The 26,109-nt window shown below is 43.2% G+C and carries 23 protein-coding genes and 2 tRNA genes; 9 read left to right on the top strand and 16 right to left on the bottom strand.

The genetic code is table 11. From position 1 onward, the window contains the following. Positions 1-54 precede the first annotated feature (54 nt). Genes ACEN82_RS26155 through ACEN82_RS26130 form a run of 6 tightly spaced genes read right to left on the bottom strand, consistent with a single transcriptional unit; the run spans position 55 to position 6,435 of the window. A complete protein-coding gene (locus ACEN82_RS26155) occupies positions 55-1,044 on the bottom strand; it encodes an L-histidine N(alpha)-methyltransferase (protein WP_413322571.1) in 990 nt (329 codons plus the stop codon). Positions 1,045-1,069: 25 nt separating this feature from the next. After that, positions 1,070-2,221, bottom strand: coding sequence for an ergothioneine biosynthesis protein EgtB (gene egtB / locus ACEN82_RS26150; protein WP_413322572.1), 1,152 nt, complete (start codon positions 2,219-2,221; stop codon positions 1,070-1,072). A 5-nt stretch (positions 2,222-2,226) separates the two neighbouring features. Next, positions 2,227-3,798 (bottom strand): ABC transporter permease/substrate-binding protein, encoded by a 1,572-nt coding sequence (locus ACEN82_RS26145; RefSeq protein WP_413322573.1) that lies wholly within the window; start codon positions 3,796-3,798, stop codon positions 2,227-2,229. Further along, positions 3,791-4,753 (bottom strand): ABC transporter ATP-binding protein, encoded by a 963-nt coding sequence (locus tag ACEN82_RS26140; RefSeq protein WP_413322574.1) that lies wholly within the window; start codon positions 4,751-4,753, stop codon positions 3,791-3,793. Before ACEN82_RS26140 ends, ACEN82_RS26145 begins: the two co-directional genes overlap by 8 nt. 10 nt (positions 4,754-4,763) lie before the next feature. Then, complete coding sequence (locus tag ACEN82_RS26135) at positions 4,764-6,149, bottom strand: mercuric reductase (RefSeq protein ID WP_413322575.1); 1,386 nt, start codon at positions 6,147-6,149, stop codon at positions 4,764-4,766. 4 nt (positions 6,150-6,153) lie between these two features. After that, positions 6,154-6,435: a DUF427 domain-containing protein gene (locus ACEN82_RS26130; RefSeq protein WP_090533667.1), complete on the bottom strand. Its 282-nt coding sequence runs from the start codon at positions 6,433-6,435 to the stop codon at positions 6,154-6,156. Between the two features lie 195 nt (positions 6,436-6,630). Here ACEN82_RS26130 and ACEN82_RS26125 point away from each other — a divergent pair. Together ACEN82_RS26125 and ACEN82_RS26120 are read left to right on the top strand one after the other, a co-directional pair. Then, positions 6,631-6,705 (top strand) — tRNA-Glu (locus ACEN82_RS26125). A 106-nt stretch (positions 6,706-6,811) separates the two neighbouring features. After that, positions 6,812-6,883: transfer RNA gene (locus ACEN82_RS26120), tRNA-Glu, on the top strand. 203 nt (positions 6,884-7,086) lie between these two features. Here ACEN82_RS26120 and ACEN82_RS26115 read toward each other — a convergent pair. From ACEN82_RS26115 to ACEN82_RS26090, 6 genes are all read right to left on the bottom strand, one after another. Further along, positions 7,087-8,604: a Kelch repeat-containing protein gene (locus tag ACEN82_RS26115; protein WP_495644039.1), complete on the bottom strand. Its 1,518-nt coding sequence runs from the start codon at positions 8,602-8,604 to the stop codon at positions 7,087-7,089. Positions 8,605-8,828: 224 nt separating this feature from the next. Continuing rightward, positions 8,829-9,821 carry a hypothetical protein gene (locus ACEN82_RS26110; RefSeq protein WP_413322780.1) on the bottom strand — a complete coding sequence of 331 codons (993 nt, stop codon included), beginning with the start codon at positions 9,819-9,821 and terminating at the stop codon, positions 8,829-8,831. Positions 9,822-10,248: 427 nt separating this feature from the next. Then, the gene (locus ACEN82_RS26105) at positions 10,249-10,683 is read right to left on the bottom strand and encodes a VOC family protein (protein WP_274985695.1); all 435 of its coding nucleotides are present in this window, start codon (positions 10,681-10,683) and stop codon (positions 10,249-10,251) included. A 65-nt stretch (positions 10,684-10,748) separates the two neighbouring features. Further along, the gene (locus ACEN82_RS26100) at positions 10,749-11,249 is read right to left on the bottom strand and encodes an SRPBCC family protein (protein ID WP_413322781.1); all 501 of its coding nucleotides are present in this window, start codon (positions 11,247-11,249) and stop codon (positions 10,749-10,751) included. Continuing rightward, positions 11,246-11,566, bottom strand: coding sequence for an ArsR/SmtB family transcription factor (locus ACEN82_RS26095; protein WP_413322782.1), 321 nt, complete (start codon positions 11,564-11,566; stop codon positions 11,246-11,248). Before ACEN82_RS26095 ends, ACEN82_RS26100 begins: the two co-directional genes overlap by 4 nt. 352 nt (positions 11,567-11,918) lie before the next feature. Further along, the gene (locus ACEN82_RS26090; protein ID WP_413322783.1) at positions 11,919-12,167 is read right to left on the bottom strand and encodes a hypothetical protein; all 249 of its coding nucleotides are present in this window, start codon (positions 12,165-12,167) and stop codon (positions 11,919-11,921) included. Between the two features lie 394 nt (positions 12,168-12,561). Between ACEN82_RS26090 and ACEN82_RS26085 the strand changes: the two genes are divergently transcribed. The 5 genes from ACEN82_RS26085 (at position 12,562) to ACEN82_RS26065 (ending at position 19,369) form a co-directional block, all read left to right on the top strand. After that, complete coding sequence (locus tag ACEN82_RS26085; RefSeq protein ID WP_413322784.1) at positions 12,562-13,437, top strand: alpha/beta fold hydrolase; 876 nt, start codon at positions 12,562-12,564, stop codon at positions 13,435-13,437. A 79-nt stretch (positions 13,438-13,516) separates the two neighbouring features. Beyond that, positions 13,517-14,086, top strand: a complete 570-nt coding sequence (locus ACEN82_RS26080; RefSeq protein ID WP_413322785.1) for a dihydrofolate reductase family protein — start codon at positions 13,517-13,519, stop codon at positions 14,084-14,086. 173 nt (positions 14,087-14,259) lie between these two features. Continuing rightward, the gene (gene map / locus ACEN82_RS26075) at positions 14,260-15,024 is read left to right on the top strand and encodes a type I methionyl aminopeptidase (protein WP_413322786.1); all 765 of its coding nucleotides are present in this window, start codon (positions 14,260-14,262) and stop codon (positions 15,022-15,024) included. 231 nt (positions 15,025-15,255) lie between these two features. Then, on the top strand, positions 15,256-18,927 hold the full coding sequence (locus tag ACEN82_RS26070; protein ID WP_413322787.1) for an ABC transporter permease: 3,672 nt from the start codon (positions 15,256-15,258) through the stop codon (positions 18,925-18,927). 40 nt (positions 18,928-18,967) lie between these two features. Next, positions 18,968-19,369, top strand: coding sequence for a (R)-mandelonitrile lyase (locus ACEN82_RS26065; protein ID WP_413322788.1), 402 nt, complete (start codon positions 18,968-18,970; stop codon positions 19,367-19,369). Positions 19,370-19,386: 17 nt separating this feature from the next. Here ACEN82_RS26065 and ACEN82_RS26060 read toward each other — a convergent pair whose 3' ends face one another. Further along, positions 19,387-20,079 (bottom strand): LytR/AlgR family response regulator transcription factor, encoded by a 693-nt coding sequence (locus ACEN82_RS26060; protein ID WP_090533640.1) that lies wholly within the window; start codon positions 20,077-20,079, stop codon positions 19,387-19,389. Then, positions 20,076-21,224 (bottom strand): sensor histidine kinase, encoded by a 1,149-nt coding sequence (locus tag ACEN82_RS26055; protein WP_413322789.1) that lies wholly within the window; start codon positions 21,222-21,224, stop codon positions 20,076-20,078. The genes ACEN82_RS26060 and ACEN82_RS26055 overlap by 4 nt, the downstream gene beginning before the upstream one ends. A gap of 232 nt (positions 21,225-21,456) precedes the next feature. Between ACEN82_RS26055 and ACEN82_RS26050 the strand changes: the two genes are divergently transcribed. After that, the gene (locus tag ACEN82_RS26050; protein ID WP_413322790.1) at positions 21,457-22,383 is read left to right on the top strand and encodes a GLPGLI family protein; all 927 of its coding nucleotides are present in this window, start codon (positions 21,457-21,459) and stop codon (positions 22,381-22,383) included. Then, positions 22,380-25,055, top strand: a complete 2,676-nt coding sequence (locus ACEN82_RS26045) for a TonB-dependent receptor (protein WP_413322791.1) — start codon at positions 22,380-22,382, stop codon at positions 25,053-25,055. The genes ACEN82_RS26050 and ACEN82_RS26045 overlap by 4 nt, the downstream gene beginning before the upstream one ends. A gap of 25 nt (positions 25,056-25,080) precedes the next feature. Here ACEN82_RS26045 and ACEN82_RS26040 read toward each other — a convergent pair whose 3' ends face one another. Both ACEN82_RS26040 and ACEN82_RS26035 read right to left on the bottom strand, forming a co-directional pair. Beyond that, a complete protein-coding gene (locus tag ACEN82_RS26040) occupies positions 25,081-25,782 on the bottom strand; it encodes a Crp/Fnr family transcriptional regulator (protein ID WP_413322792.1) in 702 nt (233 codons plus the stop codon). Positions 25,783-25,831: 49 nt separating this feature from the next. Continuing rightward, positions 25,832-26,065, bottom strand: a complete 234-nt coding sequence (locus ACEN82_RS26035) for a hypothetical protein (RefSeq protein ID WP_090533632.1) — start codon at positions 26,063-26,065, stop codon at positions 25,832-25,834. Between the last annotated feature and the right edge of the window lie 44 nt (positions 26,066-26,109).

Below are 26,109 nucleotides of genomic sequence, written 5' to 3'. Positions count from 1 at the left end.
TTCTGAGCATATTAATATATCAGCGAAATCAACGCAATCATTCTCAATCAACGGTCACGCCGCTACCCAAACCGCATCGATAAACCATTTTTTGGTATCAAAAAACTGACCTATCGGTTGAAAGCCTGTGTTTATGGCTATCTGATCGGTTTGCATAAGGGTGAACTTTTGGGAGATCTCCATGTAGATGTATTCATCCTTCTTGAAATCTATTTTTTCGTTGCCGATGCTTACCTGCTGATCTTGCAAACTGATGAGGTAGCTTTTGCACGCCCCGGTTTCGGGATCGTAGGTTGGATAATGTTCAAACTTGCTTATATCAAAATTAGCATGCAGCTCGCGGTTAATGCGGCGAAGCAGGTTGAGGTTAAACTCACGGGTAATACCATCTTTGTCATTATAAGCAGCAAGGATAACTCGCGGGTCCTTCTTCAGGTCCATGCCAATCAATACCATATCCCCTTCCGACAAGTTATTCCTTAGCTCACGGCAAAACTCTATGGCCCCATCAAGTGGCATATTGCCAATGTTTGAACCTAAAAACAGCACCACTTTACGCCTTGGTGAAATAGCGGCGGCCTTTTTCAGCATCTCAAAATATTCGCCATTTAGTCCGGTGATCTTTAAGCCGGGCAAAGTTACGGGCAGGGTTATATTGAGATATGATATTACATTATCTGAGATATCAATAGGCAAATAAGTAAAATCAGCTTTTTTATCCAGCAGATATTTAAGCAGGTAAGAGGATTTTGTGGCATCACCAGCACCAAGTTCTATCAGGTCAAAAGCATCTCCATTGGCAATTAGCGCATCGCAGATTTCAGCGGTTTTTTCTGAAAAGATCTCCAGTTCGCAGTTAGTCGGATAGTATTCAGGGCAGTTCATGAGCTCCTGGAACAGCTTATCGCCATTTGCATCATAAAAATACTTTGAATTGAGGTGCTTTGGCTCCGCCTGCAGCCCTGCTACAACGTCGGCATAAAACTGCCTATTTTCGGCGCTTATGTCACAATTTACTGCTGTGGGTGTAAAGGCTTGGTTCATAGATGTGGTGGTGTTTTGTGTCAATTTACCTCGCAAGTCTTATGCCAGTAAATTGCCATCGTAAATTTGTCTGAAAAAAATTGCGATAAGTTGCACGACTATGACCCGGAGGTGTAACTTCTGACGCGCCGCGCAAAACTTTCTGGTTAACCATAAATTTGCCATTGTATTCGCCTATGGCACCCGGCGCTTTGGCAAAGCCCGGATATGGCAGGTATGAACTTTCTGTCCACTCCCAGCGGCGCCCCCAGTTAAATTTCGAGGATGCCGCTTCCCATTCAAATTCGGTTGGCAATCTCAAGCCCTTCCACGAAGCGTAAGCATAGGCTTCAAAATAGCTGATATGGGTAACCGGATCTTTCAAATGAAGTGGCTCTAAACCGTGATAGGTATAGTTGTGCCATTCATTATCTATCAAATGCCAATATAAAGGCGCTTCTGCTTTATTGGTTTTCACCCAATCCCAGCCTTCGGCATGCCAGTGTCGGAAATCGTGGTAACCGCCGCTGTTAATAAATTCCAGGTATTCGGCATTGGTTACCAGTTTGGGACTTATTTCATAAGCATTGAGGTATACTTTATGCCAGTTTAGTTCATTATCAAAGCAAAAGCCATCGCCATTGAAACCTATTTCATAAATGCCTTCATCCATGCTGATAAAAGCATCATCCTCCCCTTCATCAATACGAGGGGCAGTGTAATTTTTATTATAGGCTGGAAACAGCGGATTATGACCCAGTATGAATTTAATATCGGTCATTAAAAGCTCCTGGTGCTGCTCTTCGTGGTTAAAACCGAGAATAAGGAGTTCTTTAACATCGTCGCTTACTTCGCCGCATAAAAAGCCCTCCATGGCCTCATCTACGTATTTGCGATATCCATAGATTTCAATAACTGTAGGGCGGCTTAAGTTACCACGATCTGTACGGATCACGCGCGTGCCAACAGTTTCGTAGTAACTGTTAAAAACGTAGTTATAATCAGGATTATATTCCTTGTAACCCATGAAGTAGGGCTTAAGGATAAACGTTTCAAAAAACCAGGTAACGTGCCCGATATGCCATTTAGGCGGACTAACGTCCACAACAGGCTGTACCACATAGTCTTCGGTTTGCAAATACGAGCAAATTTTTTCTGTACGTTGGCGTACCTCTTTGTACCGGGCTATTAAATCCATCGATGTTATTTCTTATCCAAAAACTGTTTTAAGTTTGAAATTGTTTTAATCCCCAATTGCCTGGCCTGCTGTCGCCTCATCATTAAAGCGTAAGCATTGTTAAAACCTATTGGCTTAAGCCATTTTATCTGATATTTACTTTCAAACTGTCGCTGTACGTAATTATATGTGCTATCCTTGTTTACTGTTACCTCATTAACCGTTTTTGGCGACGCCTGTAAAATAGCCAGCAAACCCGTCCCCGTGTATTCTGGGTAAAAATCTATCTGGTTATTGGTTAGCGCGTCAAAGCAAATTTTGGTGCCGCCAAGGCCTGTTTTGGTTGATACCTCATGATCTGTATAACCCTTTATCAGCATGCTGTACATATTAGCCAGGATGTATTGTTCACCAAATATCTTTGAACCTATCCGCACTATACCATCGTTCCCGCCCCGTTCCGGTCGCCATAATTTATTGGCAACCAAAAAATCCTTTGCAACGCGCTCGGGGCTTTGGTGAAGATAGTCGGTACGGTAATTTAAAACCGTCATGACTGAATCATTTATTTTGCCCGAAAGCAGATTTAATGTCTGTTCAAGGTCAGGAAATTTTTTCAGGACATCGTCGCGCACAATTGGCGCCGCATAGTATGGCGGAAAAATGTGCTTATCATCATCCAGCACAACCAAATCGTAAGCTTTTAGCCTGCCATCAGTTGAGTATCCGCTGATCACGTCGAGATGCTTCTCAAACGCAGCTTTATACATTATAGCATCACTGATTACGATAGTATGGATCTTTAAGCCATATTTGCTCCTAAGGCCGAGGTCGCCGTCCTGCCTGCCCATAAACTCTGGCGTAAAACCCGCGGTAAGCTTTCCTTCTGATTTTGCCGGGATGATATAGAACAGGCAGAATACTACCAGCAATACCGGAAAAGCATATACCACCCGTTTAAGCTTTTTAAAGCTGACCTTCTGCACCATCGACAGTAATAAATCAAAAATAACAGCAAGCAAGGCCGATGGGATTGCTCCTGCCAGGATCATGTTGGTATTATTAAGTGAGATCCCACCGAAAATAAACTCGCCCAAACCACCGGCTGCAATGAGCGAGGCCAGTGTTGCCACGCCAACGTTGATCACCGTAGCGGTACGGATGCCGGCAAATATTACCGGCATAGCGAGGGGCAATTCTACCTTAAACAGTATTTGCCATTTGCTCATCCCCATAGCAACAGCAGCTTCTTTAACCGACGCATCAACCCCTAAAATGCCCGTGTAGGTGTTGCGGATAATGGGTAGAAGTGCGTATAGCAATAATGCAACAATGGCCGGCTTAGGACCAATCCCTAAAAGCGGGATCATGAAACCAAGCAACGCTATACTGGGAATTGTTTGCAATACACCTGCAATACCTAAAACTACACCGGCGAATTGTTTTTTACGAACAATAAGAATGCCCAGCGGCAAGCCAACCAATACAGCTATACACAACGAAATAAAAGTAAGCCCGATATGCTGCAGTGTTTGTTCCTGCAACTTGCCGGCCTGCTGCTGCATAAACTGCCATAAAGTTTGCTGTTGCTCATTCATGGGCCTGATGGTTTTTATATTGATAAAAGGCCGTCATCAGCTGTTCAAAGCTTACAGTTTTAATCTGGTTTTGATCTTTGCTGATATTAATGGTTTCGCCGTTATTAAATTTAAAACTCTCCAGGGCTTCCCACAGGTTAATACCGGCATCAAAAGATGAGGCTTTCGCTTCTTTATTTAATTCAGGCAATAATTCCCAAAGATCGATCAGCTTAATGGCCTTAAATTCCAGTTGCAGGCGCTGATGTTTCAGAAAATCCTTTACAAAATCATTGACAGGATTAAAAAGCAATTGAGCAGGTGTGCCCGACTGTACAATTTTACCTTTATCCATCAGGCAGATCCTGTCGCCCAGTTCAAAAGCTTCCTGTACATCGTGTGTAACCATGATGATGGTTTTGCGCTTCAGCTCATCGAGGGCTTTAAATTCGGCGTGGATCTTCGAGCGGGTAACATTATCCAGCGCACCGAAAGGCTCGTCCATCAGCAACACCGGCGGATCCGACACCAATGCTCTTGCCAAGCCAATGCGCTGCTGCTGGCCACCGCTCAGTTCGTTAGGGTAAATATTCAGATACGAAGCATCGAGGTGGAGTTTTTCCATTAGCTCGGCCGTGCGCTTTTCAGTTTTCTGTTGATCCCATTTCAACAGGGTAGGAACAACCGCTATATTTTGAGCAACCGTATAATGCGGGAACAAGCCGTTATTTTGCAATACGTAGCCAATTCCGCGGCGCAAGGTTTCTGGCTGCTGCTCCATGATGTTTTTGCCATCAATGTAAATACTGCCTTTGGTTGGCTCAATAAGCCGGTTGATCATTTTTAGCGTGGTGGTTTTACCGCAGCCGCTGGTGCCCAACAAAATGAGGTTCTCCTGCTCCCCTACCTCGAAAGATACCCCATCAACTGCTTTAACCCCACCAAAATATTTGCTTACCTTATCAACCTTGATCATGCGCGCTGGTTTAATCCCCAAGGGTCATGAAAAGGTTATTCAGCGATTCGGAATACAGTGGATGCGCAAAAACACAATAACGGATCCTGTCGTAAGTAATACCGCCTTCCATGGCCATTTGCAATACGGTCATGATTTCGCCACCTTCGGGGCCAAGTACCGTAGCACCTAAGATCTTTTTTGTATCCGGATCAACAATGGCTTTCATAAAACCACGTGTATCGCCGGTTTCAATAGCACGCGCCACATGGGCCATGGGCAGCTTTGCTACTTTATATTTAATCCCCAGCTTTTTTGCCCCCGTTTCATCCAAGCCGATCCTGCCCAATTGCGGATCGGTAAACATGCAATAAGGCACCGGACGGTCCTGGATGTTATAATCCGTTTTTTCAAAAAGGTTACGGTAAACAATGGTATAATCGTTATAGGAGATATGCGTAAATGCCGGGCCGCCCTTTGCATCGCCAAGTGCATAAACACCAGCGGCTGAGGTTTCCAGCTTATCGTTCACCCTGATATTACCATGCTCATCCGTTTCAATCCCTGCGATGGGCAAATTCAAAGCCTCCGTTTGCGGTTTGCGGCCGATGGCCACCAATACATGGGTGCATTTAATTTTTCGCTCCTCTCCTTTTTGAGCTATCGTCGCTGTTATTTTGCCGCCGGCTTTTTGTTTAAACTTAACAGCCTGAGCATTATTGAGGATCTCGATTTTCTCCAGTTCGAGGATCTTTTGCATCTCTTCCGAAATATCCAGATCCTCATGCGATACTATCCGCTCCGACTTTTCTAAAATAGTAACCTTGCTGCCAAACCGCCGAAACATTTGCCCAAATTCCAGTCCGATGTAATTTCCGCCAAGCACAAGCAGATGCCCCGGTACTTCTTCCAAATCAAGTATGGTGGTTGAGTTGAGATATTTTATCTCATTCAATCCCTCAATTTGGGGAATCAAAGGCAGCGCACCCGGGTTTAAAAAGATAAGATCCGCAGTAATCGTTTGCTTTTTACCGCTGTTAAGCTTAACCTCAACCGTTTTTTCGCCGGTAAAAGTCGCCTCGCCCAACACCACATCGAGGTTTTGTGTTTTTTCGGCAGCTTTTAGTCCGCCATTACGCGAGCGTAATACGATATCATCCTTACGTTTTTTTATGGCGGCAAGATCAACCGAAAACTTTTTTACCGGCACGCCCAATTCATAACTTTTACCGGCCATGTAAGCCGCCTTTGCCGAAGCAACCATGGTTTTAGTAGGCGTACAGCCATCGTTAACGCAAGTACCGCCATAAAATCGTTTCTCAATTATAACGGTCTTTTTCCCGGCATTAGCCAATTTTTTGGCTAACGGGGCGCCGGCCTGACCGGCGCCTATAACAATGGCATCGTATGTTTTCATAGCTTTATTCGGTAATTTTCACGCCCTTCCAAAACGCCACATAGTTGGTAATGTTTTTTGCAGCATCTTTTGGTTCGGGATAAAACCAGGCGGCATCCTGGTTTTCTTTGCCGTCAACTTCGAGGGAATAATATGATGCCAGCCCCTTCCACGGGCATGTTGTATGCACATCGGACGGTTTAAGGTACTCGGCCTTAACACTTTCTTTAGGGAAATAATGATTATTTTCAACAACAATAGTGTCATTGCTTTCGGCAATGACCTGGTTATTCCAGATAGCTTTCATAAAAAGATGATTGATTTATGGAATAAAGATAGCTTTAACCCGGCAAGGTTTGCAAGCCCCATCTTAATTTTTTATTTTATTTAATTGATATACAACAACTTTCATCAACAATTTGGATTTTTTTTATTCTTTATTTTAATTTTATTATTTAAACTCTATCTTTGCAATCCCAAATCAAGGGAAACAATAAAAAAAGGCCCGTTCGTCTAGGGGTTAGGACAGGAGATTTTCATTCTTCAAACAGGGGTTCGATTCCCCTACGGGCTACCACAAGACACGAAACCTCAAATCGAAAGATCTGGGGTTTTTTAATAAATTACCAATCCAGCGTTTTTCCGGGGTTGCGTAATTCAAATCAAGGGAAACAAAATAAAATGGCCCGTTCGTCTAGGGGTTAGGACAGGAGATTTTCATTCTTCAAACAGGGGTTCGATTCCCCTACGGGCTACGAAGCCGCTTTGCATTTGCAGTGCGGCTTTTTTGTTGGAGGCAAATTTATTTTGGAACATGCTGCATGCCTGCACCAGCCGAGGCGGACGTGCTATCGCGAATATTCTTAGTATCAAAATGCTAAGGTCAATATCTAAATCATGCGATTTCCAACCGTATCCGGCAGAATCTTACTTTCAATATAGATTTGGTTCGGATAGATTATGGTTTAAACTGGAAAAAACTCTGAGATCCCGCAAAATACCAATTGAAATACCCTTCTCCGGTAATTATATAACCTGTACCATTAACGCTCGCAAAGGCCGAATAAATATTGATTGAACCAAAAACCTTTTCCTTCAGGGCCCAGGTATCAGTAATAGGGTCGTATTCATAAACGTATGGCAAGCTTCCTCCATCTGTAGTTGTACCGCCGCCTACATACCCTTTGTTTTGCGCGGAGAAAGCGAAACCCTGGCTACGGGCAACATTCTGTGGCGGCTCCGATAATTGCTTCCACGTTTCAGTCCCGAAATCAAATGACCATGCATCCGCTACATATGGATTCGAACCGCCGGTTTGGGCTGCCCCTCCAATTACATAACCCTTGTTATTCAAAGTAAATCCCATAGCCTCATCACGTGGCAACCCCGGAAAGCTCGTTGTCTGCTTCCATTTATCGGTAACCGGGTCATAACGCCATACATCGTTTGTCCTGGTGATTGCACCGGATGTAGCCAGACTACCTCCTATAATATAACCGTATTTATCTGAACTCAGGCATAACGGAAACATCGTGTAGGTACCAGGAAAAGAAGCTATTGACTTCCAGGTATCTGAGGAAGTATCATAACACCAAAAATTATTATCATATAAGGTTCCTGTTCCCATCCCTACATAAGCTTTTGTACCGATACTAAAGGAATTCACAATATATGATGCCATCGGGCAACTGGCAAGCTGTGTCCATTTGTCGGCACCCGGTTCGTATTTCCACCAGTCAGCTAAGGGATTATTTGTTGATTTCGATTTCCCTAATCCGAAGTAAATATTTCCGTTAATGGTTACAGCAGTCGCTCCGAACCGCGCCGCGCCTGGAAAATCATTCTTAGGTGCTAAATATTTATAAACTATATAATCGCCTTGCGCTATCGTTGAAAGATCATTCCCCGTTTTGATAATCAAACTTCCCTTGTTTGACATCGGTATATTATCTCCCTTTATAACTAATTGAGTGGGCGTAGCCGAAACCACGCTAAGGGCAATAGTATCCAGCAATACCCGATTATTTGCCAGTACAGGATTAAAATATTGCCCCGAAATAGTGATTGTGCTGCCGGGTATTAAAATAGTACTACTCAAAACGGACACAGCTGGCGACTTAAGCTCTAAATACCCGTCATTGCTTTTCAACCCATTGATGGTAACATTAAAAAGATTAGATCTATTCAACAGCGCGTTAGGCACCTTGAAAAAAACGCTTGTGGTATCAATACGTGTTGGGTGAAGTGTTATGTTTGAACCGAAGTCTATAGTTATATCGCTGGTATTGAGGACTGTGAGAGAATCTATAGTTAGCTTAACCTGGTCGCCCCAGGTATATGATGTTGATAAAGGCTCTATTTTTACCCTGCTCATTACAGGTGACGGCTTTGGATCTATTTGTTGTTTTGCAATTTCTTTTTTGCAGGCCGATAAAATAGTAAAGAGCGCAAATAATAAGGTTAGTAACTTTTTCATCCTGTAATAAGTGGCGGCTAAATATAAAAATAATTTAGGGGGACACAATTATAAATTGCGTTTCGGCTATCATCATAGCCGAAGGCCGCGGCTATGACGGCCTGATACAAAATCACAGATTGTCTGATATCATTTATAAAGAGGAAGTGATCGTCATTTATAGCTACCGCAACCGCTGAGCCATTTTTAAAAAGACGCTACTATTGCAGCTGCGTTTTTAAAAACTATTTCCGCCGAAACAACTTAAAAAGGTAGGTATTGAAAAACCCTTTCTTATCATTGGAAGACTCCCCGGCATTTGCCTCCTGACTTGAACCCGTTTGCTGTGAATTATCTTCCCTGGGAGGAAATTGAAAAGGTCTTTCGTTGAAGGCCTTAGATCTGTAACTCTTTTGAGCAACTTCAAAGCCAAATTCGATTGGTAATGTTCCAATCTTTTTTTGAAGTGAACCATCAAACAAATCAAATTGTACTTGATATTCAAGCCCGGATAAATTTTCTGACATTGTGTTTTCCATATCAGCTAAATTTTCTGCAGAATCATCAAATATGGTACCTAAAACCTTCAGCCATTCATCGTCAATTTTCATGAAATAGAATTCAAAAAAATTTGTCTTTTCAACTAATAGCTCATTTTTTGTGATTGCAATATGATACGATGGATTATTGCCAAACTCAATGTTAAAAGACATCCAAATTGCGGGTAAAGTGAAGTTGACGATATCACCCACTATGCCGCCCTTGACCCCGGCATTGCGGGAGTAAAAGTTTCTGGTGAACGGATGGAAATGCCATCCTGAGTAGTCTGCCGATATCTGTTTTAAGATATCCATGTGAGCAGAGTGATGACCATCATTTTCGTATATTTTCTGCCCGTTTTTAACAACAAACCCATTTGACGAACATTTACCGCCAAAACAATCAACGTTTATAAATGCAATTTCCGTACCTGCAAAAATTTTCGAAAGTTCGATACTGTAGTCTCTTAACTGATTCTCAACTTTATAAATCTTTTCTGTTTCGTTGTTAAACTCCCCCTCTTTAAACCGGGTATATGGAATTTCTCTCAGATTATCATTTGTCTGACAAACAACCCCATGAAATGGAGTGAAAAATTCATGTACATATTGATATTTTAAATTCTTCGTAAGGTTGTCTATTAAGGCCTCTCGATTATTTTCGACTTTAGCAATTATGTTATATGTGATATAGCTCATAAAATGGTTTCTCCTGACAAGATTTAGCCTGGGTAAGTTACATTATTTGGCAGATTATTCTCACGCATTTCTATAAATATCAATCCTCTCAGTACCGTAAGCGCTCCGCATGGTGTAAGCAAACTCCCCTTTTGCAATATTAAAATCGTTACTGCCCGGCCATACTGAAAGCCGCACAAATTGAACAGCCAAACAAAAGCAGCATCAATTCGCTCACGTATTTGCGGTTCATCGCTATAATGGAAATTCCATTCCCTACTTTAAAGGCAAAGTGGAGCAGAAATAACAACGAGGAATAACAATGCGAAGTTTAGCACACATAACTTTAAAACAACTCAACTACATCCAACGAAAAGGCCGATTAAAACGTTCGTTAATCGGCCTTTTGCTTGAGTTCGGAACGCGCGCACTTTCCTTTCCCTTAAACTTACCCCTTATAACTCGGATCAAACTCCACAATCCATTCTATACCATATTTATCTCTGAACATACCGGCGTATGTACCCCAGGGACTGTCGCCAATCGGCCCTTCAACTTCTCCTCCTGCAGATAGGCCGTTAAATATTTTGTCGGCTTCTTCACGGCTTTCAGCGCCCGCGTATATTTTAGACCTGTTTTCGTTTTCACTTACCTTCCCTATAAAATCGGGAACATCATTGGCTATCAATACATTGTTTTTACCGAGGGGTAAACCGATGTACATTATTTTGTTTTCTTCACTTTCCGCCACCTGGAATTCAGGGCCAGCTAAGTCTTTGAAGCGAATGATCCTGGTGAACTCTCCGCCAAAAACTGATTTGTAAAAATTGAATGCTTCCTGGGCATTGCCATTGAAGTTGATCCAGGGATTAATTGCTCTCATAATTTTTAGTTTTTAAATTGTTATGTTTTTTGTTTAACTCTTCGGTTATTAATATTCATTTCACCTTATGATTTTTGCGATAAGGTTGAAAACAGATCGTCCAGGTTTTTCAACATCAGCATCATTCCTTTAGTGAAACCATCGGTTAAGCGTTCCATTCGTTCCAGCGATTCATTATAAATGGAAATATTCACCGTTGTTATACCATCCTGTTCGCTGAAATTGTAATCCCATTCGGAACCCGGCAATTCGGGATTTTCGTCTTTGTCGGCAAAAGAATTATATAATTGAAAATTGGTTTTGGGCGTAATAGAAGTATATTTCTGCAGCAGCCAGCGTTCTTGCCCGTCGGGGCTTACCATGGCGTAAAATCTCCGTCCCCCAACTTCAAAATTCATGTATTTGGTTTTAGAGCGCATTGGTGCGGGTGCAGCCCATTGGTCAAGTATTTCCTGTTTGGTAAAAGCATCCCATACCAGGTCAAGCCCGGCATCAAACTCGCGGGTTATAAATACCTTCTGCGCTGCTTTATCAACGGTAAAATCAAATAGCAAATCGTTGTTCATATTGTCTGGTTTTTAATTGTTGATAATACTTTGTCGAGCTGATTAAACTGTGTCTCCCAGCTTTGCCTGAATTGGGCCAACCAATTATCAAACTCCTGCATTTTCCTTGCATTAAAGTGATAATAAATTTCCCTGCCCGAGTGCTCAGGTTTAATCAGTTCGCACTCATGCAATACTTTAATATGTTTCGATACTGCCTGCCGGGTCATATCAAATTTTTCGGCCATTGCATTAGGTGTCAACGCCTTAATAGCAATTAAGGTTAAAATCGCCCTGCGTGTCGGATCGGCTATGGCCTGGAATAGATCTTGTTTCATGTTAAAACGCGCAACTTTTAAGTTGCGTAAATATATATGCAACTTTTGAGTTGCGCAAATTTATTCGCGATTATCTTTTGGGTGGGGACGAAAGCTTAAAGGTTTGGATATTAGTTAAGGCAAGAAGGTTTCATCACTGAAACAAGGGGATTGATTTTACCGGGGATCGCCGATTGTTGAACAACAGTCTAATATTCAAGATATTATAAATAGCTTAAAGTTCCTTCTCCTCGCTGGCATGAGGATGCGACACAAAAGCCAGTGAGTGGGCGTACCCGTGACTTATCAAAACTAAGAAGCCACGGGCACTCTACGCTGCATCCCAGCGATGCACACTCAGGCCGGATAGGATCTATTTCAAGCCCCTCTCGATCACCAATCTCTCTATTTCCTTATTCCTGACCCTATTCCTCGCCGCAATCGGAATATAAATCAATGGAAGAAAGGTCAACAATCCAAACCCATTTCTGACAACGCTATAAACGGACACTCCAATTAAAAAACCAAAGATCACGGCATCCATAAGCTTACCAGACTTGATCTTCCTTGCTTCCTGTAATAATTCGTCGTTTGTTAATTCGGCTAATTCTTTTTGTTTCATTGATGTGATATCTGTTAACAGTTAAATTTTAGTAGTTGAAATTGCAGGCTACTATTTCAATTACAAGTTACTAAATAAAGGAAACTACCTGAGAAGTCACGAGTATTTTACTTCGCATCCCTGCGCCGCATACTCACTGCCGCACAATAGGTTCGGGATAGTTCCCTACAACCAGGAAAAGACTTTACGAAAGTGAAAAGTAAAGCGGTTTTAATTGGATCTTTTAGCGTCGCGGAATTCGGTCGATATCGGCTTAAACATAAAGAAAATTCACCGGCAATATCTTTATGTCGCGATCCACCCCGCAATTTGTCGTTTTCACACAGTACACAAGCCTAAAATACTTGCCATCTTTGTATTGTCAATCAAATCGAAACAATTAAACTAACATTCCATGAAAAGAGTATTTAAGGGATCTAACGTCATCCAACCGGCATTAATAATAGCTATGCTTCTTTTTACAATATTCCAATCTAAAGGGCAACAGCTTAAGCCTGCCGCCAGCGGCTATGCACCGGTTAATGGCATCAAAGTTTATTACGAAGTTTATGGCGAGGGTAAGCCTATCGTTTTGCTGCATGGCGCTTTTTATACCATTGAGTTAAACTGGGCGCAGTTAATCCCCGAACTGTCAAAAACAAGAAAGGTAATTGCCCTTGAAATGCAGGGGCACGGACATACGCCATATTCAGACAGAAAATTAGACATTGCTACCCTGGCAAATGATGTGGAAGGAGTAATGAATTACCTAAAAATTGATAGTGCCGATGTTGCAGGATATAGCATGGGAGGTTCTATAGCTTACCAGTTTGCAGTAAAAAGCCCTAAAAGGGTAAGAAAATTAGTGATCATTTCATCAACCTACAAAACTAATGGCTGGCTGCCTGTGGTAAATGGTGGTTTTAAAGGCTTTAAGCCTGAATTTTTTGACAATACTCCGTTAAAAACCGCATATGATGCAGTAGCGCCCGACAAAACAAAATGGAGAAAGTTTATAGAACAAATGATTGTTTTTGCCGGGGTACCCTTTGACGTGGGTGATGCCAATATTGCTAAAATCACGTCGCCGGTATTGCTTATCTCGGGCGACAATGATGGCCTGGACAAAGTAGAATTGGCAAAAACATACCAATTACTGGGCGGTGGCGTAGCTGCAGATTTAGCCCCCATGCCAAAATCGCATTTAGCCATTGTACCGGCGCAGAGCCATGTGGGCTTAATGCAGCAGACTAAAACTATCCTGGATCTTCTGAATGGCTTTTTACAATAAAAAGCCCGCTATAATGCAATCTGAAAATACCACCGCAGGAAAAAGAAATTTTATTTACCTATAAACTACTTATAAACAAATGAGAAAAATCAGAATTTTTGAACATATCTCGCTGGATGGCGTGATAGAACATGACGGAGGATATACCTATGGCGCATGGACAACACCCTATCGCAGTCCTGCCGGGGCGGCAACCCTGCTGGAGGCATACGGACCAAACTTCGACCTGCTGCTTGCCCGCCACACTTACGATATATTTAGCGGCTTTTGGCCTACTGCCGGAGATTTCCCAATGGCAAATGCTATAAATGCTGCCACAAAATACATAGCAACCCACAGGCCCGACAGCCTGGAATGGGGACCGGTAAAGGGTTTGGGCGAGGATATTATAGCGTCTATTCGCGATCTCAAATCAACCGATGGCCCCGACCTGATCGTCGTTGGAAGTTCAACGCTAACTTCTGTGTTGCTTGACCAGGGGCTGGCTGACGAGGTTGTGCTCATCACCTACCCGGTGTTGCTTGGCCGGGGTAAACGCTTATTATCAGAAACAATTGACGCCCGGGAACTTGCTTTTGTCGACTCGAAGAGTACGCCCACAGGTTTGCTCATCAACACGTACCGGCACGTCGGCCCATTGAAAAAATAACTTTTCGCCCCGGAGGGAAGAATTTCCCAAACACACTACAAAGCCAATTTACAAAAGTAGAGCGGCTTTTTTAATTACTTCCGGGAACACAACACCTACCCTCACAAACTGACATTTGGTAAACCCTGCCAACCGCATTAATTGTTAATTTTGCAACAGATAAAAGTTTAAGAATGTCTATAACTACCGAAGACGAAAAAATTGGAATGCAGCAGGCCAGTGATGCTGTAGCCATTACGCTCAGGAGGATGCGGGAGTACGCCAAACCGGGTATCTCTACAAAAGAACTTGACGAATACGGCGGCGAATTGCTGGCACAGCTGGGAGCAAGATCTGCGCCTTTGTTAACCTACAATTTCCCGGGACATACTTGTATAAGCGTGAATGAGGAAGCAGCGCACGGTATACCTTCGGCCGATAAGATCCTTAAGGAAGGCGACCTGGTAAATATTGATGTATCGGCAGAGCTAAATGGTTACTGGGCCGATAACGGCGGCTCCTTCGTTTTAGGGAAAGATATCCATGGCTATGGCAAACTGGTGGAAGCATCGAAAGAGATCTTAAAAAAAGCGATCAAAAACATTAAAGGCGGTGTCAGGATTTCGGAGATCGGCAGGTTAATTGAAACTGAAGCCAAAAAAGCCGGCTACACGGTAATAAAAAACCTGACCGGGCATGGTGTTGGCCGCAGCTTGCACGAAGAGCCGCATGAAGTTGCCAACTTCTGCGATCGGTATAATACTGCGCGCTTTAAAAAGAATTCGGTGGTGGCGATAGAGACATTCATTTCAACACGGTCGACAATTGCCGATACTCAAGCCGACGGCTGGACATTAATTGGTAATAAAGGCGGTTTTGTTGCACAACACGAGCACACCATTATGGTAACCGGCGGTGAGGCCGTGATATTCACAGCGCAGAACGGTATTTGGGATTAATTCTTTTTGGAACAGATCAGGCAATACCCTGAAGTATTTATATTAGATAGCTACTAAGCCGCTTTACCAAACCGAGCGGCTTTTTTTGTGCGTATGCTATGACAAGCCGAGGGTATACATCCATTTAAAAAACGCTGCAAATCAGATCCGTGTATTTTGGATTTAATTTATCCGTTAACCTATTATCCATTAGTATTTTATTAATTTGGAGTAGTTATAAACCTCATTTAGTTGAAGCCGTATACATTCCATATCACCCTTTATGATGCTGCGTTTTTTGGGATGCTGTTTATCGGCCTCACTTTTATCCTGCTTTTATGGTTCACCAGGAAAACAAACCAGTCGGCAAACCGGTTTTTGGCGATGGCATTGGCTATTGCCGCCTTGTGGATAGTCCGGATCCTGGGCACCGATATCGGGCTGTCAACCTATATTCCCAACTGGGGCCGGCTGCCACTGCAGTTTTCGCTGGCATTTGGCCCGCTCATTTTCTTTTATGTACTTAAAATAACCCGGCCGGAGTATAAATTCACCCGCAGGGACCTGCTGCATTTCAGCCCCTTGTTAGTCGAACTAAGCGTCTGGTCCTTAGAAGTGCTGGAAAGTATAAAAACAGGCCGGGCAACTTATGATACGCTGATATTTCAACGAATAAACCCTGTATTACTACTATTAGCATTTATCTCGGTCATTATTTATCTATACCGGTGCCGCAAGCTGATCGAAAACTTTTACCAGGAGCTAAAATTTACCGGAGGCGACCGGTACCGGCACGAGTTAAAATGGATAAATAACCTACTGACAGGCTTCGGGCTGTTATGGCTGTTGTGGATCCCTTTTATAGCTGCCGACTATTTTTATTATGATTACCAATTAGGCATACAGGCCTATTATCCTTTGTATCTCCTGCTAATGTCCATGCTTATCTGGATGGCGGCAAGAGCATTTTTAAGACCGGAAATTACCGCACAGACAGATAATTTACCGGTTTTAAAACCATTACTACCAGCGGAACTGAAGCAAAAAGGCGCCTGGTTAAAGCGGGTTGTTAAAGAAAATAATTACTACCAGGATCCTGAATTGAGTTTAAGCTCCCTCGCCGAAAAGCTCGGTATGCATACCCATGAGTTATCACGGATCATCAATACTGTGCTCAAAAAAAGCTTCAATGATTTTATTAACGAATACCGGGTACAGGCAGCTGCGCGGAAAATGCAGGATCCCGCTAATGATCATATCACCCTTTTAGGGATAGCGTTTGAATCGGGATTTAACTCCCAAAGTACCTTTAGCCGCATTTTCAAGCAGGTGACCGGGAAAAGCCCGCAGGAATATAAAAATAACTTAAAAAAAGAGTACCCAACTTATAAGTTGAGAAGCGATACCCAATTTGCGCCGGTAGTTTTGAATCATGAAACCGCTCCTAAATGGTCTCGTGATAAAACAAACCGCAACTTTATGTTTAAAAATTATTTCAAAATCGCCTGGCGTAATTTAACGCGCAATAAAAGCTACGCCGCTATTAACATTACCGGCCTGGCGGTAGGTATTGCTGTTTGTATGGTGATCTTTATCATTATACAGTTTCAAACAAGCTTTGATAGTTTTCACCCAAAGAAAGATCGTGCCTATCGTGTGCTAACCGAATACCATCACGCAGAAACCGGTGATATTACCTATGGTAAAGACATCCCCTTTCCGCTGCCTTTAGGATTAAAAACGGCTTTCCCCCAAATAGAACAGGTTGCCCCAATTTTTGCAAGCCAAAATGACCAGTTGATTATTCCTGACGAAAACGGGGTCACGATAAAAATGTTTAAGGAACAACGGGGCCTGTTTTACACCAATCCATCGTTCTTTAAAATTTTCAACTTCCCGTTGCTTGCCGGCTCGTACGCTTCATTAAAAGACCCTGACAACGTACTGCTTACCAAAGAGGTTGCTGAAAAGTATTTTGGCGACTGGAAATCGGCAATGGGTAAAACCATTAAATTGCAAATGGGCGGCTTTATGTTTGAGCATGGCACGGACGTACTAAGAGTGTCGGGGATCCTGGCTACCATTCCCCCAAATTCTGACTTTCAGCTCAAACTTGTTGTTAGCTTTGGGACAGGGTTTACCGGGGACTATTTAGCAAAATCTACAGATTGGAACAGAACCGTAACTGATTTTGGCTGCTATATTTTGTTACCTCAGAACCTTACTGCCGACAATTTTAATCAACAGCTGAGAGCTTATTCACAAAAGGTACAATCTTCTGATAACAAGGACAGTCATATTATTCAAGCATTAAATGCCGTTCATTATGATTCCCAAACAGGCAACTACAGTAATCAAACAGCCAGCCATCAGTTGCTCAATGTATTGTGGTTAATTGCCGCGTTCATCCTGCTCATTGCTTGTGTAAACTTTATCAACCTTTCTACCGCGCAGGCTGTTAACCGGGCAAAAGAGGTTGGTGTCAGAAAGGTTTTGGGGAGCAATAAATCGCAATTGCAACTCCAGTTCATTGTCGAAACATTTTTGATCGTGGCAAGTGCTGTATTACTTGCAGTTGCTATTACCATGCTTGCATTACCTTATATAAGCCGGCTTTTAGAGTTGTCGCTTTCATTCAACATATTCAGCAATCCTTCAATTATTTTATTCCTTCTGGCTGTGGCAGTTGTTGTAACCGCCTTGGCGGGTTTTTATCCTTCTATTGTTTTATCGCGTTTCAATCCTGTTAATGCTTTAAAAAGTAAACTCACGACAGATCCTGCAAAGGGAATTTCATTAAGAAGGGGCCTGGTGGTGTTTCAATTCATTATTGCGCAGGCACTGATCATCGGAACGCTCGTTATTGTAAAGCAAATGGACTATTTTATGGATCAGCCTTTAGGCTTCGATAAAGAAACAATTGTTAATATTCCGTTCCGGGTAGATAGTCTTCGAATGAGCAGGCTGAGTTATTTGAGGGACCAGCTATTATCTATAAACGGAGTACAAGCGGTATGCTACAGTTCGAACACCCCGATTGAAAACGGTAATGATACATGGAGCGCAGTCAGGTTTGACCATTCAACAAAAGAAACAGGTTTCAAGGCGATTACCAAATTTGCCGACGAAGGGTATGTACCAACCTACAAATTAAAGTTGATAGCCGGACGAAACCTTCAGCCATCCCCCTTTACCAGGGAGTTTTTGGTAAACGAATCGCTTGTAAAAAGCTTAGGGATTAAAAACCCCGGGGATATATTGAACAAGGAAATCAGCATATGGGATGGTGTAATAAAATGCCCGGTTGTTGGCGTGTTAAAAGATTTTAATGACAGGTCTTTCCGGCACGGCCTTGCACCATTACTTATCGCCACAAACATCACCATGTATAATCAGGCCGGCATAAAGCTTAAAACCACGAATGTTTTTTCGACAATGCAATCTGTTAAACAAGTATTTGAAAAAACATTTCCCAACTTTGTGTATGAATACCGGTTTTTAGATGATAAGATTGCAAGTTTTTACAAACAGGAAAATCAGTTAGCCCAGTTGTATAAAATTTTTGCAGCTATCGCGATACTTCTAAGCTGCCTGGGTTTGTATGGCTTAGCCTCGTTCATGGCTGTACAACGGATAAAAGAAGTCGGCATCCGCAAAGTACTTGGCGCTACGTCAGGCAGCATCGTTTATTTGTTTTCGAAAGAGTTTATTATACTCATTGCTATCGCCTTTGCCATCGCCACCCCCATTGCATGGTATTACATGCACCAGTGGCTACAAGCTTATGTTTATCGCATCAATATCAGTTGGTGGCTATTTGCAGCGGGCGGAATGGCAGCAATTGTTATTGCACTTGCAACCATAAGTTTCCAGGCGGTAAAAGCGGCAAAAGCTAATCCGGTAAAGAGTTTGAGAAGTGAATAGAAATTAACCGATCTTTACAACCCAGGAAAAATAAAAAAGAATGGAAATTACAAGATTAGGTACTAAACCTTCGACCAAAGGCCCGGCCGACTGGTTCACCGGCGCAGTACGAATTGACCCGCTATTTGATGCCAATGAGGCGCGCCGGGGCGTATCTGCTACCGTAACCTTTGAGCCGGGCGCAAGAACAGCCTGGCATACGCATCCACTGGGACAAACACTTATTATTACTTCAGGTATTGGCTGGGTACAGCGTGAAGGCGGCCTTGCTCAGGAAGTACGCCCGGGAGATGTGGTTTGGTTTGAACCTAACGAAAAACATTGGCATGGCGCCTCGGCTACCAATGGCATGAGCCACATAGCTATACAGGAAAATCTTAATGGCAAAGTGGTGGATTGGCTGGAACATGTAACCGATGAACAATATAACCAGGCGCAATAATCATCAATTTGATGTTATTATTTCAACCCCAGTCTGCTGCGCAGAAGATCCCGGTAAGTGCTGCCTATCGGGATTTTTTCGCCGTTAATAATAAGTTGATGTACTTCGATCATGGTAATATGTTTGATGGCCACCACGTATGATTTATGCACCCGTAAAAAATCCGCTGCTGGCACGAGGTCAAAAATATCGCCCATATTTTCACGCACCAGGATATTTCTGTCTTTAAGGTGAATGGTGATATAATTACCGTCTTTTTCCAGGTACAAGATCTCATCTACCTTAACCTGGTAAGTTTGCGGACCGCTTTTGATAAAAACGGTGGGCTCATCCTCTTTGCTTACCCCATTTCTTGAAGATAGTGCCGCTGCGGCTTTATTTATAGCTGCAAGAAAGCGCTCAAAAGTGATAGGTTTCAACAGGTAATCGAGGGCGTTCAGGTCGTAGCTTTCTACCGCATAGTGACTATAAGCGGTAGTAAAAATGATCATTGGCCTGGGCGACAAGGTTTGCACCAACTGCATTCCGCTGATATCAGGCATATTAATATCGAGAAAGATGAGGTCCACCTTTTCACGGTTCAGGAATTCAATCGCCTTCACCGGTTCGCGAAAGGTAGCTTTCAAATCAACCAGGCTGGTTTTAAGGCAATAGCGTTCTATCACTTCAAGCGCCTTCGGCTCATCATCAATGGCAATGCAGGTTATCATTCCAGGTCAATTTCGAGTTTAACAATATATTTCCCCTGCTCTTCATTGATCTGCAGGTTATGTTTGCCGGGATACAACAGATCGAGCCGTCGCTTTACATTTTCGAGCCCGATGCCGCTTTTTTCATCCTCCATTTTTTTGATAGCGCTATATTTGGTATTGACACAGGTAAAGATCAGCTTATGGTCTGCAAGCACAATGGCAATATCTATCCCGGATGTTTGCCCAATAGAAACGCCGTGCTTAAAGGCATTTTCAACAAAAGGGATAAATAGCATCGGAGCAACCATGACAGTTCCAGTCTGCACAGGGTGATCAAATATCACTTTTACCTCATCATCTGCATAACGCAGTTTATTCAGGGTAATGCAGTCTTCCAGGTATGCTATTTCTTTGTTTAGCGGCACGCCGCCGGCATTGCTGTCATAGATCATATAGCGCATCATGCCCGAAAGTTTGGAAATCCCGTCGGCAAGCTCATCATTCCCCTTTTCCTGGGCCATCGAAAACAGGTTATTGAGTGTATTAAACAGGAAATGCGGATTGATCTGCGATTTAAGGAATTTGATCTCGGTACTCAGTTGATAAGCCTCCAGCTGATTGCGTACCAGTTCAGTTCGGGCCCATTCTTTCAAAAAGAAATAGGCTATTGAAAGCCCGGCTGCAGTTAAAAAAATAAGCAGCATGGTGAGCTGCATGTGCACCCAGTTCCCTATTGCAAAAAATGCGTTATGATTTGATACCAGGTGATTAAGGCCATCCTTGCCTGCTGCAAAACCAGGGGGCGGAGGCCCCATGGGCAGGCTATTGTTCAATTTAGAGCCAATCAAAATATAATTAGCGAGAAAGACCAATATAAACCAGCCGGCGGCTATAGCGATGCCTGCAAATAAGCTTTTATACCGAAGCGCTTTTTTAAAGATCCAAAATATATTGCCATAAAACAGCAGGGCCAGAAAAGCGAGTGTAAAGCGGGAATACGGAAAAATGGTGTCTACCTCACTCCTTTCCATGATTTTTCCGTTGTGGTTTACCCGGATCTTGACCGTTGAGCTGGTCAGCGAATTCAGGGTGTAATACACCCCTATCCAGAACGCCAAGTGGATCAGTATCTCGATGATATGTTTAACCTTGATACGGTGCATTCTTCAAAAGTATATTAAGCCCGGCTTATTCATAAATTATTGATGTTAATATAGCGAATTGCCGGCTAAACGGGCAATTTTTGAAATCCGGGCTTAAGGCCACCGGCAATTTGTTTTCGGCAGAAGCTCAAATAACAAATATCCATTCTATGCAGAAATGAAGACGCTGTTCATACCAAAGTTTTTGGTGGCTTTAAAGGGTAAGGTACTATTGTTTAAAAATATCCAAATTATGAAAAAGCGATTTCTATTGTGCACAGTCTTTTTATCATGCACCATTATGGCCCGGGCACAAAAACCGGATACCGCACAAGTGCTGGTACACTACAAGTTTTCCCACATCAGGGATACCACCAACCATGAGCACCCCTACACCGAGAACATGGTTTTGATTGTAGGAAAAAATGCCGGGGTTTACAAAAGTTATGACAAGCAGCTGCAGGATGCGCTATTCAAAAAACAGGTGCAGGAACAGATAACCAACTCACCCGACGGACACGTAAATATCCAACGAAGGTCATCAGGCTCGGGTACAGACTATTACCAGTTCCCGAACGGTAAAAAACTGGCAAGGAAAGAACCGCTGCTGTTCAATAGCTATCTCATAACAGATGCCCTGCCCGCCATCGAGTGGAAAATAAGCGGAGATACAGCAACGTTTGGAGGCTTGCATTGCCAAAAAGCAACAGGCCATTTCAAGGGAAGGGATTATACGGCTTGGTTCAGTCCTGATCTGCCGCTGCATATAGGCCCCTGGAAACTCAATGGACTACCGGGGGTGATTGTAGAGGCTTATGATACCAAAAAAGAAGTCTATTTTAAGTTTGACGGGATTGAAAAAGCGGTCATCTCTCCGCAAAAAAGTGATCAGCCGGCCAGCCCGGCTCCTGATAACCAGGGACGGATGGCCGTGATGATAGGCATGGACGATCAGGTTGGCGATCCAAATATCATTCAGCTCCCCACCAATGCCATTAAAACTACCGAAAAGGAGTTTTCTAAATTGCAGGAGGCCATGCGAAAAGACCCGAATGCCTTTGCCCAGTCAATGGTGGCTGCACAGGCGGCAAGCCAGGGAAGGCCAGCCCCAAAAATCGATATCAGGATCGGACCGCAGCCGGTGATCAATAACCCGATAGAATTGCCTGAAAAGAAATGAGCCGGATTATAAAGTCAGCATGGTTGCTGGTTATAGGGTTACTATTTTCGGCTCACGGCTTTGGTCAAAGTATTAGGGGGACAGTAAAAGACAGCACCGGGAAACCGGTGCCTTATGCCACCATTAACCTCAAAAACGCGGCCACTAATAACATTATAAACTATACCATTACCGATACCAAAGGCGCTTACATTTTGCCGGTCCCGGCAGATACACCCGTGAGCGGCCTGCTGATCGAGGTGCGTTGTATAGGCTATAAAAATCAGAGCAGGGGGATTACGGATTTGCAGGCGCCCGTTGATTTTACTTTATCTGTTTCCATCAACCAGTTACAGGCCGTAGTGATTAAAAGCAGCCGGCCAGTGTTGCGGACGAACGGTGATACCCTAAGCTATAAAGTATCTGATTTCAGCAGTGTGCAGGACAGGGTTATTGGCGATGTGATTAAAAAACTGCCGGGTATAACGGTTACCGCTGACGGCAGGATCAGCTATAACAATAAACCGATCTCCAACTTGTACATCGGCGGTGATAACCTGCTGGACGATAAATATAATATTGCTACCACTACCATTCCCCAAGGGGTGGTAGACCAGGTGCAGGTGATCCAGAACCACCAGCCCGTTAAAGTGCTCCAAAATAAAGTAGTGAGCGATGATGTGGCGCTAAACCTCAGCTTCAAAAAAGGCGCTAAATTGCAGATGGTGGGGCAAGAGAGCATCGGCGCGGGCTTACCTGGCAATTATGATGTGGATTTGAATGCCATGATGTTTAAGGATAAGTACAAGGCCATTAATTACCTTAAAGGCAATAATACAGGTAACGACCTGCAGCAGGACCTGGTATCGCACAATTTTGCCGATTATATGCAGCGGATCGATAACGATGTGCCGGCCACCATGTTATCGCTTGGTTCGGTGAATGACCCGGCTTTATCACGTAACCGGTATTTATTCAATCGCTCGGGGATCCTCAATCTCAATAACCTGGTCAATTTTAAAAAGAATGTGCAGATGAAGATCAATGCTTACTATTTGCGCGATACCCGGCGTCAGGACTACAGCCAGCACACCACCATCTTTTTACCCGGCGATACGGTACGCTATAATGAAACTCAACGTAACCGCTTCCGCCCCGACATATTGCATACTCAGTTTACGCTGAACATTAACCAGGATAAATATTACCTGAACGATGTGTTGCTGATGGATAACAACCGGTCCACCAATTACTCAGACCTGAATACAAACGGCGGCATGGTAAACCAGGTATTTAAAGATAACGCGCTGAATTTTTCTAATGAATTTAACCTGATCAAATCCTTAAGATCAAACAACATTATCCAGGCTTACTCCTATATCAGTCATTCGACTGAGCCCGAGAGCAGGACAATTGGGCCGGACTATAACAATTCAATATTTAACAATAATGTCCCTTATGCGCAGCTGGTGCAAAATGTAAATGTACCTGCGTGGTATACCAATAACTATATCTCTTTCAAAATACCGTCGAACCTTATCACGCAAAGTTTCAGAACAGGGTTCAGCGTTCAATTACAAAAGTTAAACTCCGATCTAAAAGTTGTACAGGCAGATAACACGGTTAACCTTGAATCAGACAGTTCCATCAACCATTTAAACTGGGCCAGGAAAAAACTGTATGCCGAAGCGGCTTACGATCTGCCGGGCAGTATCCTCAAAGTGAACCTCACCTTGCCGTTAAGCCTACAGCAGATCAATTATTCGGATAGCCTGTATGCCCTGCGCAAGGGTTTAACCAGGTTATATTTCAATCCGCAGCTAAAAGTAAAATATCAAACCGGGATGGAGAACTACCTGAATTTGCTTTACAGCTACCGCAATGAGGCGGGTACCATAGAAGACATGTACCAGGGCTATATCCTGAAGGATTACCGGACACTTTATGCCAATAATGCCGGCCTTACCGAACGGCAGAACCAGTTGGCCGCCCTTGGATTTAACTACCGCAAAGCGCTAACCCTTTTGTTCGCCAGCCTGAACATTGTTTATAACCATATCGCTTCCAATAATATCGCTTCAGAAGTAATTACCAACACCCTGCGGCAGCGTGTAATACTGCCATATTCTAACAGTACCGATTCGTGGACGGTGAACGGCACTGTCAGCAAATATTCCTTTGCATTAAAAACCACTTTCAGCGGAGGGATGCAATGGCAAAGTAATAAGTCGGTGCAGATCCAGAATAACGTGCTGCTGCCTTTCAATACCATCGCCAGAACCATCAATGCCGGCGCGGATACCAAAGTGAATGAGCAGGTAAACTTTAGCTATAAAGTTATATTTACCCAAATCCAAAGTCATTCTGCAGCGGAGGCATCGGCTTATCATATTAACCAGTTGCTTCAGCAAGCAGCGGTAAACTATAACCCTGTAACCTATTTGCAGTTCAAATTATCGGGCGAGCATTACTTTACCCGCCAGCAGGGCAATCCTGATCTCAAATACTTTTTTGCAGATGCTTCGGCAAAATTCAGGGTCGAAAAATGGAAGACCGACCTGGAGCTGAGCGCTGCTAATTTTCTGAATGTAAAAACTTATAACACGCTTTATTTATCGGCCAATACATTAACCGCCAGTTCGTACACCTTGCCGGGACGGATTATATTGCTCAAAATAATGTTCCATATTTGAGTGGTGTCAGGTTTTTTCAGGCAACCTATCCGGCCTGCTGCTCCTCTTCCGTCAGTTTCAGCAATGTGGTTTCATTTTTTATGCGGATGCTTTTGCCCGATATTTCGATGATCTCCTCATCGATAAAATCATTAATGGTGCGAAACAGTGATTCATAGGCCGCGCCTGTAAATGAGGCCAGGTCCTGCCGGGTAAGTTCAATATTGATAAAACCATCTTCGTTAAGTCCGAATTTGTTTTTGAGCGAAATGAAAGCCTGTGCCACGCGGCCTTTAACCGGCATGTGTGCCAGGTTGCGCATCCGTTTTTCGGATTCCTGCAATTCGTTGGCAAAGAAGCGCATCAGCTTAATAACAAAGTTATTGTTAACTTGCAGGGTACTTTCAAAAAAGGGCATTTCGATATAGCAAATTATACCTGCCTCAATGGCTGTGGCCGAAACCGGGTAAAACTCAGTACTGCCTAAACCAAGATGCCCGACAATATCACCTTCGCGGGCAAACCGGAGAATAAGCTCTTTTTCCTTATCCCACTTTTTATGAACCTTTACCGTGCCCGAATAAACAAAGTAAATGCCGGTGACGGGATCACCTTCTTTAAAGATCTGCTGCCCCTTTTTTACAACGATATTTTTCCTGGCGGCGCTGATTGCCGGGATCCAGTCGGGCAGGCAGTGTGTACATAAAAAGCAAGTCCCCAAATCGCATTTATCTTTGTTTTTCGCCATTTATTGATGTGTATTTAAGCCGGTGCTGTTATAAAAACATGCTAATTTATTAAAAGCGGCGGCCTTTTGGCTGTTCCCAGGTAGCCATGTTAAAAATAACTCCCAAACTTAACAATACCGCACCGCCAAAAACAGGCCATGGGAATGAGCGGATGCCATTAATGTTAATGCTCCACGGATGGGAATCGAAAGGATTAACGGTATTCAGGTTCCTGAATAGCAACAATCCGGCAATGATGCTTGCGGCACCTAAAACAGAAAGAATAATACTGGTAATTTTCATAACTATTGTTTGTGCAATGATTTTTATTAAAAATTAAGCAAATG

It is taken from the genome of Mucilaginibacter sp. Mucisp73 (genome assembly GCF_059491465.1).
Note: the sequence above shows the minus strand (reverse complement) of the source record. Positions and strands in the feature narration are given on the sequence as shown.

What these genes read in the sequence shown, in the direction of transcription:
- ACEN82_RS26155 (WP_413322571.1), bottom strand. Translation starts at nt 1,044, where the DNA reads ATGAACCAAGCCTTTACACCCACAGCAGTAAATTGTGACATAAGCGCC.
- egtB (WP_413322572.1), bottom strand. Translation starts at nt 2,221, where the DNA reads ATGGATTTAATAGCCCGGTACAAAGAGGTACGCCAACGTACAGAAAAA.
- ACEN82_RS26145 (WP_413322573.1), bottom strand. Translation starts at nt 3,798, where the DNA reads ATGAATGAGCAACAGCAAACTTTATGGCAGTTTATGCAGCAGCAGGCC.
- ACEN82_RS26140 (WP_413322574.1), bottom strand. Translation starts at nt 4,753, where the DNA reads ATGATCAAGGTTGATAAGGTAAGCAAATATTTTGGTGGGGTTAAAGCA.
- ACEN82_RS26135 (WP_413322575.1), bottom strand. Translation starts at nt 6,149, where the DNA reads ATGAAAACATACGATGCCATTGTTATAGGCGCCGGTCAGGCCGGCGCC.
- ACEN82_RS26130 (WP_090533667.1), bottom strand. Translation starts at nt 6,435, where the DNA reads ATGAAAGCTATCTGGAATAACCAGGTCATTGCCGAAAGCAATGACACT.
- ACEN82_RS26115 (WP_495644039.1), bottom strand. Translation starts at nt 8,604, where the DNA reads ATGAAAAAGTTACTAACCTTATTATTTGCGCTCTTTACTATTTTATCG.
- ACEN82_RS26110 (WP_413322780.1), bottom strand. Translation starts at nt 9,821, where the DNA reads ATGAGCTATATCACATATAACATAATTGCTAAAGTCGAAAATAATCGA.
- ACEN82_RS26105 (WP_274985695.1), bottom strand. Translation starts at nt 10,683, where the DNA reads ATGAGAGCAATTAATCCCTGGATCAACTTCAATGGCAATGCCCAGGAA.
- ACEN82_RS26100 (WP_413322781.1), bottom strand. Translation starts at nt 11,249, where the DNA reads ATGAACAACGATTTGCTATTTGATTTTACCGTTGATAAAGCAGCGCAG.
- ACEN82_RS26095 (WP_413322782.1), bottom strand. Translation starts at nt 11,566, where the DNA reads ATGAAACAAGATCTATTCCAGGCCATAGCCGATCCGACACGCAGGGCG.
- ACEN82_RS26090 (WP_413322783.1), bottom strand. Translation starts at nt 12,167, where the DNA reads ATGAAACAAAAAGAATTAGCCGAATTAACAAACGACGAATTATTACAG.
- ACEN82_RS26085 (WP_413322784.1), top strand. Translation starts at nt 12,562, where the DNA reads ATGAAAAGAGTATTTAAGGGATCTAACGTCATCCAACCGGCATTAATA.
- ACEN82_RS26080 (WP_413322785.1), top strand. Translation starts at nt 13,517, where the DNA reads ATGAGAAAAATCAGAATTTTTGAACATATCTCGCTGGATGGCGTGATA.
- map (WP_413322786.1), top strand. Translation starts at nt 14,260, where the DNA reads ATGTCTATAACTACCGAAGACGAAAAAATTGGAATGCAGCAGGCCAGT.
- ACEN82_RS26065 (WP_413322788.1), top strand. Translation starts at nt 18,968, where the DNA reads ATGGAAATTACAAGATTAGGTACTAAACCTTCGACCAAAGGCCCGGCC.
- ACEN82_RS26060 (WP_090533640.1), bottom strand. Translation starts at nt 20,079, where the DNA reads ATGATAACCTGCATTGCCATTGATGATGAGCCGAAGGCGCTTGAAGTG.
- ACEN82_RS26055 (WP_413322789.1), bottom strand. Translation starts at nt 21,224, where the DNA reads ATGCACCGTATCAAGGTTAAACATATCATCGAGATACTGATCCACTTG.
- ACEN82_RS26050 (WP_413322790.1), top strand. Translation starts at nt 21,457, where the DNA reads ATGAAAAAGCGATTTCTATTGTGCACAGTCTTTTTATCATGCACCATT.
- ACEN82_RS26045 (WP_413322791.1), top strand. Translation starts at nt 22,380, where the DNA reads ATGAGCCGGATTATAAAGTCAGCATGGTTGCTGGTTATAGGGTTACTA.
- ACEN82_RS26040 (WP_413322792.1), bottom strand. Translation starts at nt 25,782, where the DNA reads ATGGCGAAAAACAAAGATAAATGCGATTTGGGGACTTGCTTTTTATGT.
- ACEN82_RS26035 (WP_090533632.1), bottom strand. Translation starts at nt 26,065, where the DNA reads ATGAAAATTACCAGTATTATTCTTTCTGTTTTAGGTGCCGCAAGCATC.